Source organism: Mammaliicoccus sp. Dog046 (assembly GCF_034039665.1).
GTDB lineage: Bacteria > Bacillota > Bacilli > Staphylococcales > Staphylococcaceae > Mammaliicoccus.
In genome coordinates, this window is the sequence record NZ_CP120131.1 from 182366 (window position 1) to 195188 (window position 12823).

At 33.3% G+C, this 12823-nt stretch carries 10 protein-coding genes; 5 read left to right on the plus strand and 5 right to left on the minus strand.

The genetic code is table 11. The features are described from left to right. Positions 1–242: 242 nt before the first annotated feature. Positions 243–575 (plus strand): hypothetical protein, encoded by a 333-nt coding sequence (locus tag P3U32_RS00890; protein WP_323703720.1) that lies wholly within the window; start codon positions 243–245, stop codon positions 573–575. Positions 576–1195: 620 nt separating this feature from the next. On the opposite strand, the gene P3U32_RS00895 is transcribed toward P3U32_RS00890, so the two are convergent. The 4 genes from P3U32_RS00895 to P3U32_RS00910 form a co-directional block, all read right to left on the minus strand. After that, positions 1196–1594, minus strand: a complete 399-nt coding sequence (locus P3U32_RS00895; protein ID WP_323703721.1) for a DUF4870 domain-containing protein — start codon at positions 1592–1594, stop codon at positions 1196–1198. Positions 1595–1907: 313 nt separating this feature from the next. Further along, on the minus strand, positions 1908–2606 hold the full coding sequence (locus P3U32_RS00900) for a GNAT family N-acetyltransferase (RefSeq protein WP_323703722.1): 699 nt from the start codon (positions 2604–2606) through the stop codon (positions 1908–1910). 148 nt (positions 2607–2754) lie between these two features. Next, positions 2755–5640 (minus strand): DEAD/DEAH box helicase, encoded by a 2886-nt coding sequence (locus P3U32_RS00905; protein WP_323703723.1) that lies wholly within the window; start codon positions 5638–5640, stop codon positions 2755–2757. Beyond that, the gene (locus P3U32_RS00910) at positions 5633–6034 is read right to left on the minus strand and encodes a (deoxy)nucleoside triphosphate pyrophosphohydrolase (RefSeq protein WP_323703724.1); all 402 of its coding nucleotides are present in this window, start codon (positions 6032–6034) and stop codon (positions 5633–5635) included. The genes P3U32_RS00905 and P3U32_RS00910 overlap by 8 nt, the downstream gene beginning before the upstream one ends. Before the next feature lie 393 nt (positions 6035–6427). On the opposite strand from P3U32_RS00910, the gene dcuS reads away from it, so the two are divergent. The 4 genes from dcuS (at position 6428) to P3U32_RS00930 (ending at position 11644) form a co-directional block, all read left to right on the plus strand. Beyond that, on the plus strand, positions 6428–8035 hold the full coding sequence (gene dcuS / locus P3U32_RS00915) for a DcuS/MalK family sensor histidine kinase (RefSeq protein ID WP_416361230.1): 1608 nt from the start codon (positions 6428–6430) through the stop codon (positions 8033–8035). Next, positions 8029–8742 carry a response regulator gene (locus tag P3U32_RS00920; RefSeq protein WP_323703726.1) on the plus strand — a complete coding sequence of 238 codons (714 nt, stop codon included), beginning with the start codon at positions 8029–8031 and terminating at the stop codon, positions 8740–8742. The genes dcuS and P3U32_RS00920 overlap by 7 nt, the downstream gene beginning before the upstream one ends. A gap of 346 nt (positions 8743–9088) precedes the next feature. Continuing rightward, positions 9089–10432: a 2-hydroxycarboxylate transporter family protein gene (locus P3U32_RS00925; RefSeq protein WP_323703727.1), complete on the plus strand. Its 1344-nt coding sequence runs from the start codon at positions 9089–9091 to the stop codon at positions 10430–10432. Positions 10433–10462: 30 nt separating this feature from the next. Then, the gene (locus P3U32_RS00930; protein WP_323703728.1) at positions 10463–11644 is read left to right on the plus strand and encodes an NAD(P)-dependent malic enzyme; all 1182 of its coding nucleotides are present in this window, start codon (positions 10463–10465) and stop codon (positions 11642–11644) included. A gap of 406 nt (positions 11645–12050) precedes the next feature. Here the strand turns inward: P3U32_RS00930 and P3U32_RS00935 are convergent, their stop codons facing one another. Further along, positions 12051–12773, minus strand: a complete 723-nt coding sequence (locus P3U32_RS00935) for a LysR family transcriptional regulator (RefSeq protein WP_323703729.1) — start codon at positions 12771–12773, stop codon at positions 12051–12053. Between the last annotated feature and the right edge of the window lie 50 nt (positions 12774–12823).

The window sequence follows — 12823 nt, forward strand, 5'->3', positions numbered from 1 at the left end:
TATTAAATTATGAGATTCTGCTATTTTTTGATTTTTAGTAGAAGATCATTTTGAATAAATGCTAATTGTTGCAGAAAAATATAAGTGTGCAACAACTTTTCGTAGTTTTCATAAACAATGATTGAAATTAAAAATTTCTAAATCAACATATAAATATTTTATAAAAATCGATTGACATCAAAGTGTAATTTTATATAATAAAGATGTAGCCTGTGATTCACTCAAGAAGGAGAATCAGGATTATGTGTAGAAAATTATTTGTTGAACTCTACGATATAGAAGGGTTTATGACGAGCGGTAGAACCGGTGTGTGTCGGAGAGAAGAGTTTATTGTAAGTACTGAACTAGAATTACAAGATGTATTGAATGACTTAGCGGAGAGATATGGAGAGCCTCTTTGTGAAACGACAATATTTGAGAATTCGGTATTTATAGAAGCATCTTTTCAAAAAGAGAAACACATGAAACATATGGTTGTATTAAAGCACAGTTCAAGTAAACTGAATGCCAGCGTTTGTATAATAAACGAAATTTGTATGTACATGAGTTCAAAATATACCAATGCCTTTTCTTAGTGCGAAAAATAAGATGGTTGATTCCTTCACGATAACTTCGACTTAGTAATACTTTCCTTTAATTTCCCAAAATATATAGAACAGAGAAATTCAATAATATGCATATAATCAACTTTCAAGAAGAATAGCAGGCTACAGACAAATTCCAAACAACTAAATAAGAGTGTATTATAGAGCTACGAAACAATTCATTAATAATAAAAATATAGACAGTGGTAGTGAGTATTACACAAGAAGAAGTTTATAGAAGGAAAACTTTCTTAATTCAACTTCTTGATTTACGAATGGCGAGGCTTACTGTTTGTAAATCAAAAAGCCGAGACGCGGACGTCTCGGCTTTTTTGTGTTGTATGTAATGAGGATATCGTGAAGTTTCAGTATGGTTCAGGCGAAATCGCACGATATCAGAGCGAAATCTGGAAGTCTTCGTGCGATTAGCACAGAAACGCACGATATCTCGGTGAAACCCGGAAGTCTTCGTGCGATTAGTATAGAAACGCACGATATCTCGGCGAAATCTGGAAGTCTTCGTGCGATTAGCATAGAAACGCACGATATCTCGGCGAAATCTGGAAGTCTTCGTGCGATTAGTATAGAAACGCACGATATCTCATTCAGTATTACTTAAAGAATCGAATAGACAGTGGAGGTAAATAAGTTTCTCCACGATATGATTTTACTGCTCCTATGATTGTGAAGACAATAAGTAAAATACTTAAAACGATTAAGAAAAGAAAACCTATTAAAATCATACATAAGATAGTAGAAATGATTGTCCAAATCGTATATGAAAGGAAGAAGTTCAAGTAGTCTTTACCAACTCTATCTACAAACTTTGAGTCTTCTCGCTTAATTAACCAAATAAGAAGCGGTCCGAAGAAACCTACAATAAAGCTAGATAAGTAAATCAACATACCATATAAACGATCATCTTTAGTCGTACCTGTTTGTTCAGAAACTATGTCATTTTCAGGTTCTAAAGTTGACTCCTGAAATGGATTTTGTTCGTTATTTGCCATTATAAATACCTCCTAATTTGCTTTCATTATACATTATTTAACATATGGATGCTATGGGGTTATTGAAATTTGCATTAATTTATTCTAATTCATAATAAGTGTCAATTACGTAAGTGATCAGCTGGTGATAAAATCAGTTCTTAGTGCTATTTATAAAAAATAAAAAACCTCCTAAGTAGGAGGTTAAAAGGTATCTATTAACGTGCCGACTATCATTTTAGTTGCATATCGGTTAGCAACAAATAGACATCTTAATTAAATATATATTATAAAAAAGGCGAATAAATTTCAAGGTGAGAAGTTGGATAAATAACTAATTGTTTTCCAACGACAACTTACTTTTCTGTTCTCCATTACTATCAAAATTAGACGGCATTAACCATGATTCATAACCTTGTTTGATCGTTGGCCATTCTGCGTCTAACATAGAGAACCAACTTGTATCTCTATTTCGGTCTTTATAAATTTTGTGTTGTCTAAATGTACCTTCAAAAGTAAATCCTAGTCGTTGAGCACTTTTTCTAGAGTGTTCGTTTAATGAATCACATTTCCATTCATATCTTCTGAAACCTAATGTTTCAAATACATATTTAGCTAAGAGATAGTGGACTTCAGTAGCAATTCGAGTCTTTTTCAAAACATTTGAATAGTGTACATGTCCAACTTCTATTGATGCATCTGTTAAATTAATTCTCATCAAGGATAACAAACCAACAGCTTCACCTGATGCTTTGTTTACAATAGCGAAAAAGTAAGGATCGGTTGATTGAATGTATGCATTAATATAATTTTCAAACTGGTCATAATCTTTTATGTGATTATATGGTAAGTATGTCCAATTAGGGATATCTTCGTTGTCGCTAAAATGTTTAAATAAATCGTCGATGTGTGATTCGTTTAATTTTTCTAGTCTACTATAACGACCTTCTAATAAATTAATGTTGGGAAATTCAGGTTGTTTAAAGTCAGTTAAAGGTTTTCCAATAGGTTGATTATATTTATTGTAATCCATTGATAGGCACTCCTTTAAGTTTTGGAATTTACATCAAGTATAGTCGATACGTGTACGTGATTGGAAGTGAGGGGATAAAAAAAGATAATATTAGTCCAGAAAGAGGACTAATATTATCTATCATTACAAGTAGCTTAGAATTTGTTTTCTACGACTCAATTATATATCTATATATTTCATCTTTAACGGGTGTTTCCATCGATAGGTTCATGGTTACAATGTTGTCTTTCTTCTCATTAGACATCGTTGTTTGTTCAGCTGTACCTTCAATATAGTGTGCTTTTCCTAGGAAATAATATTCTTTACCATCTGCTACGTCTTCTTTCTTCACAAAAATAAACATCTCAATATTATTTTGCTGATGCGATATGATTTTTTGGACTTCTGGAGACGTTAATTTTCTAGGTGCACGGGTAAACCATTTGAGCTCATCAGGACTTAAAAATTCATCTTCATATTTGGTGTTATCACTTATATCATCTTGCTTATGGTAAGTGATGAATAACGGTAAAGTATTGTTACCGAATTTATAACCATTAATTATTGGTGATTCATCTGATTCCCAATTAAGCAATTTTACAAAATCTTTTCTCGTATATTTGTTATATAGTATCAATCCATTTTGGTTATCATGGTGTGTTTGATTATTGTATTGAGCTAATTCTAATATATCTTCAATATATGATTTGAATGTATCTTTTTGTAGTGATGTTTCAAATGTATCTGTTAATTTAACTTCATTATTTGAAATTTCAACAATTGGTTCACCATATGTTTTATTTATATTTGCACTGAAGAAACTCAGATCTAGTATTTTTAATGTTGTTTGAATATCATCAATAGTCACATTAGGGTCAATAGATTGAGCGATGTCTAATAATTCATCTACTTTATGAGGTTTTTCAATAACTGATTTCAATATAGTGTGATCTACATTTTTTAAACCAGGTGCAATTTCACGTGAAAGGAATGTTAAATTCAACTTTTCATTTTTTGTTAAGTGATCATCAATTTTTTTGTATTTAACTAAAAAGTCGTGATAGTTATTGTAAGTACTTTCGGATGAATAGATGACACTTGGATCGATAGAGTTCTGTCTTATAAAGTCCATTAGAAGAGGTATTCTACCAATTCTTTGTTCAACTTGGTTATAAGCTTGTTTAATATGATAAGCACCACTTAATTTAACTTGTTTGAGTGAGTCGTAGATTTTCTTCTTAGCGACTTCTTCAAAGTTAATTGTCGAAACACCATCAAGTGCTGAATTATTTGTTAAGAATCTTCTGTAGTTATCTTTATTTTGTGATTGATCACCAGATAATGCTACTGGAATAAGGTAGTTTTTCTCATAGTTTCCGATAAAATCTATAACTGTTACAAATTCTTTGTTATCACTTTTTCTTAATCCTCGACCAAGTTGTTGAATAAAGATGATACTTGATTCAGTTTCTCTTAGCATAACGATTTGGTTAACAGGTGCAATATCTATTCCTTCATTAAATAAATTCACAGTGATAATGTAATTGATTTCACCAGACTTTAATTGTTCTATCGCTTCTTGTCTCTTTTGAGGATTATCTTCTCCAGTCAATGCAATAGATGGTGTACCCCAAAGTGTTAATTTTTCTGCTAAATCATGCGCTTCTTCTTTTCTACTTACAAATATAAGACCTTTTAAATCATCACCTGAATATCCGTAATACATCGTTTTCTCTAAGATATGTTTAACTCTGTCATCGGAAGTTAAATGTTTTAAATTACTGGCATCCTCTATAGATTGACCATTATGTGTATAATCAGTCACACCAAAATAATGAAACGGACAGAGAATTTCACTTTCTAATGCTTTTTGTAATCTAATTTCATATGCAATATTATATTCAAACATCTCAAAGATATTTAAGCTATCTGTTCGTTCTGGAGTGGCAGTCATACCAAGCACGAATTGAGGTGTGAAATAATTAAATACTTTTTGATAAGTTTTTGCAGCTGAGCGATGGGCTTCATCATAAACGATATAATCAAAATGTGTTGGGTCGAAATGCGTATATACGTCTTCGTTAGAAAGTGTTTGTATTGTAGCAAATAGATATTTAGCATCAAAATCTTTCTGTTTACCTGTGAGTAATCCAAAATCACTTTCATGTGCGAAAGGTAATACCTTTTTGAATTCTTCAATCGCTCTACGTAAAATACCTTCGTTGTGTACGATGAATAAGAATTTGTTAGGATTATAAGCTCTCACATCTAATGCGCACAAGATAGTTTTACCAGTACCAGTTGCTGATATAACTAACCCTTTATCTTTGCCACTTTCTCGTAGTTCTTTTAAAGAATGCAGTGCTTCTTCTTGCATTAAATTTGGTTCAATGTGAACAGCTTGATCAACTTTGATCTGAAGTAAATTTTGATCTTCAGTAATTTGAAGTACTTTTTTAATGTTAGTATTATCAAAAATGAGTTCATATTCATCTATCCATTGCTGAGAAAGAGGTATACTTTTATCCCATAATTCATCAAATTGCGCTTTAATATTATAAACGAGGTCACCATTTTTCTTACTAGACAGTAGGATGTTATGTTCATAATTTATTTTCAATGCATTAGAAGTTAAATTTGAACTACCGATAATCATTGAAGAATAGTTCTCGTAGTCAAATACATAACCTTTAGCGTGAAACCCGTTAACATTAGTAAGTCGTACTTCTACATTATTTAACTTCAATAATTCTTGATACATTTTTGGTGTATTAAATCCTAAATAGTTTGAAGTAATAATTTTCCCTTTAATGCCTTTTTGATGTAAATCATACAAGTGTGATTTTAAACTTGCTAATCCACTTTCTGTAATAAAAGCCACTGATATTGTGAATGACTGACATTTATACAATTCATTAATAATCGTTGAAAGTACATTTTCTTCTTCATTATTGATGAGTAATTTTGGCATGAAATTACCTTTGTGAGAAATTGTTCTATCAATAAAGCCTTTATGAAGTGATTGGTTGAAGTCTTCTAATAAATGATTATTCATCTAATCCCTCACTCATAATTTTTTGAACTGCTGGAATATCAGCAGGGGCCCATTCTAAAGTGTTTAAATCATTGATATCTAACCATTTGATGCTTTTATGTTCTGTTAATGTAGGTAGTTTTTCTTTTAATTTACATTTATATGTATGAAGATTGACGATTCCAAAATCATATTCATAAGCAGTAGATGTGATTTTATCTCCGACCTCTACGTCGCAAAGCATTTCCTCATTTATCTCACGTTTCAACGCTTCAACTTCAGACTCGGTTTTTTCAATTTTCCCACCTGGAAATTCCCACATAAGAGGCAAACTCATATTTTCATTTCTTTGCGCACAAAGAATTTTATTTTCAGAAAAAATTACAGCGCCAACAACCTCGATTTGTTTTTTCACAAAAATACCCCCAAAAAAATTTATATTTAATTATATTTTAACAAAATTTGATTATTACAGTAACGGTTTCTGAAATTTTACATAATTATAATGTGAATTCTAAAGTTTTTTTATCATTTTATATACAAATAATAGATATATAGAAATAGTGACACATTTAATACTTATTTTTTGGCAATAGATGGCTGAATTGAAAATGCACTTGTAACAAGCTTTTTTCAACTCTAGTCATCTTTGCCGGGGGCAGGACTACGAAATTTTTTTACATAAATTAGATTTCTGTCCTGCTTCCTCTTTCTCCACCCTCATATATTCCGCAAAAGTATGATATATTCTTTATAATTAAATTCATAAGTTATTATTTAACAAGTAACGTTAAAGGCGGTTTGGGTGTTGAGGAAACAGAGACTAAAGTTGAGTTCATTAATTATTATTGTTGTTAGTGCTGTTGTGCTGATTTCTTTATTAATGACGAGTGTGTTGATTAGTAAGGAAATTAGGGATACGAATAAGCGGACTACTGAAGAGAAGGCTGAGGTGATTGGGAAGTCGATTGCTCAGTCGGAGATGGTTCAGTCTGCTTTAAGGGATAATCGAAAGGTGTCTCGTATACAGAAGTATACGTCTAAGATTCAGCATCAAACGGACGTGAGTTTTATTGTTGTGATGGACATGAAAGGTATTCGAAAGTCACATCCTAATCCGGAATTAATTGGGAAGCATTTTAGAGGTGGCGATGAGGACGTCGCTTTACATGGGCATCAGAGTACGTCTGTTTCTAAAGGTACGCTTGGCGAATCTTTAAGATCATTCACACCCGTTTATTCTGATGGAAAACAGGTTGGTGTGGTTGCTGTAGGTGTACCGATGCAACGTGTATATGATGCACTTGCTGAAGGTAATAAGAAAATCATGATTGGTGCAATTATCGGATTGATTGTTGGTGCGATTGGTGCGTACATTCTGTCGAGATATATTAAAAGGATTCTCCTAGGATTAGAACCTTCACACATTGCGCAAATTCTTGGTGAAAGAAATACGATGTTACAATCGGTACATGAAGGTATTGTCGCAGTGGATAAGGAAGGGAAAATTAATCTTGTTAATAAATCGGCAAGGGATATTTTTAAAAAAGCTGATTTACAAGGGAACCCGATTGGTATGAAGATCAGTGATTATATGCCATCTACTCAGTTATTGAAAGTGTTGGATATTGGCAGACCGGAACGTGATGAAGAACAGAACATTAATGGTGTGAAGATACTAGTTAACAGAGTACCATTGATTGTGAATAATGAAATTATAGGTGCGATTTCTACTTTTAGAGATAAGACGGAAGTTAATAAATTATCTGAGCAATTAGTCGGTGTGAAGACTTACGCAGATACGTTACGTGCACAATCTCATGAATTTAGTAATCGTCTGCACGTGATTTCAGGAATGTTACAGATGGAACATTATGAAGATTTAAAACAATATATACGTGAAATTGTTGAGCATGGCAGTCAAGAAAGTGGTAGTATTACGTCTAAGATTAAAGATGCTGTATTGGCAGGATTCTTGATAGGTAAATTAAGCTTGGCAAGGGAACAGAATATTAAACTTTCGATTATTAGTCATACAATGATTCCAGAGCCACAATCGTCTGCTTTCTCACATGAAATCATAACGATTATAGGGAATTTGATTGATAACAGCATTGATTCATTAATGACTTCAAGCGTGACAGAGAAAACAATCGAAGTGCACTTGGAGTATAATCAACAAGATTTATATATCGATGTCATAGATTCAGGTCCGGGAATGAAAAGTGAATTAGGGAACGACATTTTTGAAAAAGGCTACTCCTCTAAAGGCGAAGACCGAGGATATGGACTTTATCTCGTACAACAAAGCGTTGAAAAGTTAAACGGCAATATTGAAGTTGTAACGAATGAAAGTGGGGAAGTGCAATTTTCAATAGTAATTGACTATGCAGAAAAGGAAGAAGATAAATGTTAAAAATACTCATCGTTGAAGATGATCCAATGGTTGCACAAATTAATCGACAATTTATTGAGAAAGTCGATGAATCAGCGGTAATAGAAATTGCGAATAACGTGAAAGAAGCAATGACAATACTCGATGAAAAAGAAATCAACTTATTATTATTGGATATTTATATGCCAGAAGAAAATGGGCTAACGTTTTTAAAATATATTCGGGAACAAGGATATAAAGTAGATGCAATATTGATTACTGCAGCGTCTGATGTAGAAGATATACAAACAGCATTTAGATATGGTGCTGTAGATTATTTAATTAAGCCATTTGAATTTGATCGATTTAAACAGTCGTTATTGAAATATAAGCAAGGATTAACTTTTTATAATAGTAATCAGCACATCAAACAAGCAGATATTGATGCAGCATTTATGAACAAAGATACAAACGTACAACCAGAGCATAAAAAATTACCTAAAGGCGTAACGAAAGAGACGTTACAAGTGATTATTGAGAAGATGAATAACTTTGAAGGAAAAGAATTCTCAACAGATGATATATCTAAAATCGCTAACATATCTCGAGTATCCGTTAGAAAATATTTAAAGTTCTTAACAGACAAAGAAATATTAGAAGAGTCCCTGACATATGGTATAGGTAGACCGATTTATTTATATAAGTTTAAGAAAGACAACTTGAAAGATTTAAAAGATTATATTGATTAGGGTAAGTAAGTAGTTGAGATATCGTGCGATTAGGTGTGAAACGCACGAAGACTTTGGTGTAGGTGCCGAGATATCGTGCGATTAGGTGTGAAACGCACGAAGACTTTGGTGTAGGAGCCGAGATATCGTGCGATTAGGTGTGAAACGCACGAAGACTTTGGTGTAGATGGCGAGATATCGTGCGATTAGGGTCACATCGCACGATATCTTTTTAAGCTAAGACAACATGTCTTGGCTTTTTTTGTTCTGGTTTTTTTAATTACAAAAAGATAATTAAAATTTCATAATCTATGAATTCGTTTTCATCAGGAATAGAATGAGCTTATATCGAATGAGGGGGAGAAACATGAATAGTAAAACTGAAATGGAAGCGCTTACTCAAAAAGAGATTCCACTTGAAAATAATTTAAAAACTTTTGGAGAGAAAATTATAAAAGCTAAAGTGGGTGTGTTACCTTTACCACTTTACGTTGTATTAGCTGCAATTATTATGGCGGCGTCAGTATTCAATACATTACCACCAGATATGATCGGTGGATTTGCCGTTATTATGATTCTGGGAATTCTATTAGGGGATTTAGGTCAAAGGATTCCAATTTTAAAAGAAATCGGTGGGCCAGCAATTTTAGCATTGCTTGTACCTTCAGTATTAGTCTTCTACCATGTTATTAATCCGGCATCAATGGAAGCGGTTACTACATTAATGAAGACATCGAACTTCTTGTACTTCTATATTTCATGTCTGGTTGTAGGTAGTATTTTAGGAATGGACAGAAAAATGTTAATCCAAGGATTTACACGTATGTTTGTACCTTTAATTATAGGTACTGTATTAGCTGTTTCAGCAGGTATATTGGTAGGTGTGTTACTCGGTTATGATATGAAACATACATTCTTCTATATCGTTGTTCCAATCATTGGCGGAGGTATCGGAGAAGGTATCTTACCATTATCTATCGCTTATTCATCTATATTAGGTGGTTCTGCAGAAACATTCGTATCTCAAATGATTCCAGCTGCAGTTATCGGTAATATCTTCGCAGTTGTTTGTGCGGGATTAATGATGCGTTTAGGTGAGAAGAAGAAACATTTATCAGGAAATGGCGTGTTAGTTAAGTCTGATGACCCTGAAAAACTTACTCAGCAAAAAGAGAAAAAAATAGACTTTTCACTAATGGGTGCAGGTTTATTAATCGCATGTAGTTTCTTTATCGTAGGTACACTTGGTCAAAAATTCTTCGGAATGCCAGGACCTGTCGTTATGATTTTATTTGCTACTTTAATTAAATGTATCAAAATTATGCCACGTAATATGGAAGACGGCGCGCATCATTTATATAAATTTATTTCAACAAGTTTAACTTGGCCATTAATGGTTGGTCTAGGTATGTTATATATTCCATTAGAAGATGTCGTTAAAATTGTTACACCAGCTTATATTATTGTTTGTGCATCTGTTGTATTAACAATGATAGCGTCAGGATATTTTGTAGGTAAATGGATGAAGATGTTCCCAGTAGATGCAGCAATTGTTACTGGTTGTCATAGTGGTTTAGGTGGTACGGGAGATGTTGCGATATTATCAGCATCTAAACGTATGGCGTTAATGCCATTCGCGCAAGTTGCGACAAGAATCGGTGGCGTATCTACAGTGATATTAGCATCATTATTATTGAAATTATTAAGTTAAATATAAAGAAAAATATAAGGAGATTTAAAAATGACAGAAAGAAATGAAAGTATCGATCCAATTGATTTACATCACGCACACGCAGGGAAAATAGAAATCACGAGCAAAGTAGATGTTCATACAGAGGAAGATTTGAGTGTTGTTTATACACCGGGTGTTTCTGAAGTATGTAAAGCAATTGCTAAAGATGAAACTAAAGCAGACACATTAACAGCACGAGGAAATATGATTGCAGTCATTACAGATGGTACAGCAGTATTAGGTTTAGGTGATATTGGACCAAAAGCAGCTATCCCTGTTATGGAAGGTAAGAGTATCTTATTTAAATCATTAGCTAATGTAGATGCATTCCCATTATCTTTAGACACGAAAGATACTGAAGAAATCATTTCTATCGTTAAGGCGTTACAGCCAAACTTTTCAGGAATTAATTTAGAAGATATTTCAGCACCGAGATGTTTTGAAATAGAAAAACGATTAATAGACGAGTTAGACATTCCAGTATTCCATGATGATCAACACGGTACAGCTATCGTAGTACTTGCAGCATTAATCAATGCGTTAAAAGTCGTTGAGAAGACAGACAAACAAGCTAAAATTGTCATCAATGGTGCAGGTTCAGCAGGTATTGCTATCGCAAGATTATTGTTAGAAGCAGGTTATAAAGATATTACATTGGTTAGTCTAGAAGGTGTCTTAAGTCAGACAGAAACTTGGATGAATAGTGCGCAACAAGAAATCGCAGAGTTGACGAATTTAAGACATATATCTGGAACTTTAGAAGATGTAATTGTTGAAGCGGATGTATTTATTGGCGTATCAGGACCTAAGGCATTGACGAAAGCACACGTGCAATCAATGAATGAGAACCCAATCATATTTGCATTAGCTAATCCAACACCAGAAATATATCCAGAAGAAGCATTTGAAGCAGGGGCAGAAATTGTCGGAACAGGCCGTTCAGATTACCCTAACCAAATTAATAACCTATTAGCGTTCCCTGGAATATTTAGAGGTGTGTTAGATGCTCAAACGAAACATATAACAACAGATATGAAAATAGCCGCAGCAAAAGCCATTGCTGGAACAATACCAAGCGCAGCGTTAAATTCAGAATTTGTTATACCACATGCGCTAGATCAACACGTTGCTGAAGAAGTAGCAGAAGCAGTGAAACAATGCGTAGAAAAAGAAGAAGTAGTACCTGTTTAAAATAGTTAGGAATGAACCACCCCGGACATGAGGATGTCCAGGGTGGTTTTTTGATGTGTTTGGCCGGGATATCGTGCGATTAGGTATGAATCGCACGAAGACTTAAGGTGTAGAGCCGAGATATCGTGCGATTAGGTGTGAATCGCACGAAGACTTAAGGTGTAGAGCCGGGATATCGTGCGATTGTGTGTGAATCGCACGAAGAGTTCAGGGTTAGTACCGAGATATCGTGCGATTAGGTGTGAATCGCACGAAGAGTTAGGGTGTAGAGCTGAGATATCGTGCGATTAGGTGTGAATCGCACGAAGAGTTTAGGTGTAGAGCTGAGATATCGTGCGATTGTGTGTGAATCGCACGAAGACTTTAAGGTTAGAGCTGAGATATCGTGCGATTCATAGATAGTTGATTATTTAGAATGATAATAGTAATACTCTAAGTGATAATCTTTTTGAGAAATTCTTTTGATGGATCTACTTCTTTCTAAATAAGTTGGTAATAATCCAGTACCTTTACCTAATTCAACTAAATTGATAATACCTTCTAACGAATCTAGTTCAATAATTTGTTTTTGATTGTTGTTCAACTGTAAGGATAGTTTTCTTAAAGGACATAGTTCATCCTTATTAATTAACAAAGGTAGAGAATCAGTACTTTGTGTATTTGTAAAAAAAGCTAAATCTATAGATTCAACTTTCTCCAATACATATTCAGTATCGGCACATTTCGAAAAGCTGATTACTTGGTCATAATGCTTTTCTCGTAATTTAGTTTCTATCTTTGATGTTGTTGCGAGATCAATATCAAAATTTATAAAATCCATATTTTTAACAGAAAGATAGCTGAATAAAAGTTCCGAACAAAGTAATGCATCACGATTATTTTGTAGCTTTGATTTTAATTTTTCAGTTTCAGATAAAATATTTACACAATAATGATAGAATTCTTCAGATGATTTATTAGGAAGAATGCCGTTTTTTGTACGTTTGAATAGAGTAACATTGAGTTCTTTTTCAATATGATGTACACGTTGAGATATGTTTGATTGTGCATATTGAAGGTGAAGAGCAGCTTTGTTAATAGATTTTAGTTCAAATACAGTTTTAAATATCAATAAGTCATTGAAATTCATATCTCTGCTCCTTATCACTTTTGATGATAACTATATCATAAATGTGTATT

Coding starts and splice junctions, on each gene's coding strand:
- P3U32_RS00900 (WP_323703722.1), bottom strand. CDS start 2,606: ATGGATTACAATAAATATAATCAACCTATTGGAAAACCTTTAACTGAC.
- P3U32_RS00930 (WP_323703728.1), top strand. CDS start 10,463: ATGACAGAAAGAAATGAAAGTATCGATCCAATTGATTTACATCACGCA.
- P3U32_RS00935 (WP_323703729.1), bottom strand. CDS start 12,773: ATGAATTTCAATGACTTATTGATATTTAAAACTGTATTTGAACTAAAA.
- P3U32_RS00920 (WP_323703726.1), top strand. CDS start 8,029: ATGTTAAAAATACTCATCGTTGAAGATGATCCAATGGTTGCACAAATT.
- P3U32_RS00925 (WP_323703727.1), top strand. CDS start 9,089: ATGAATAGTAAAACTGAAATGGAAGCGCTTACTCAAAAAGAGATTCCA.
- P3U32_RS00890 (WP_323703720.1), top strand. CDS start 243: ATGTGTAGAAAATTATTTGTTGAACTCTACGATATAGAAGGGTTTATG.
- P3U32_RS00905 (WP_323703723.1), bottom strand. CDS start 5,640: ATGAATAATCATTTATTAGAAGACTTCAACCAATCACTTCATAAAGGC.
- P3U32_RS00895 (WP_323703721.1), bottom strand. CDS start 1,594: ATGGCAAATAACGAACAAAATCCATTTCAGGAGTCAACTTTAGAACCT.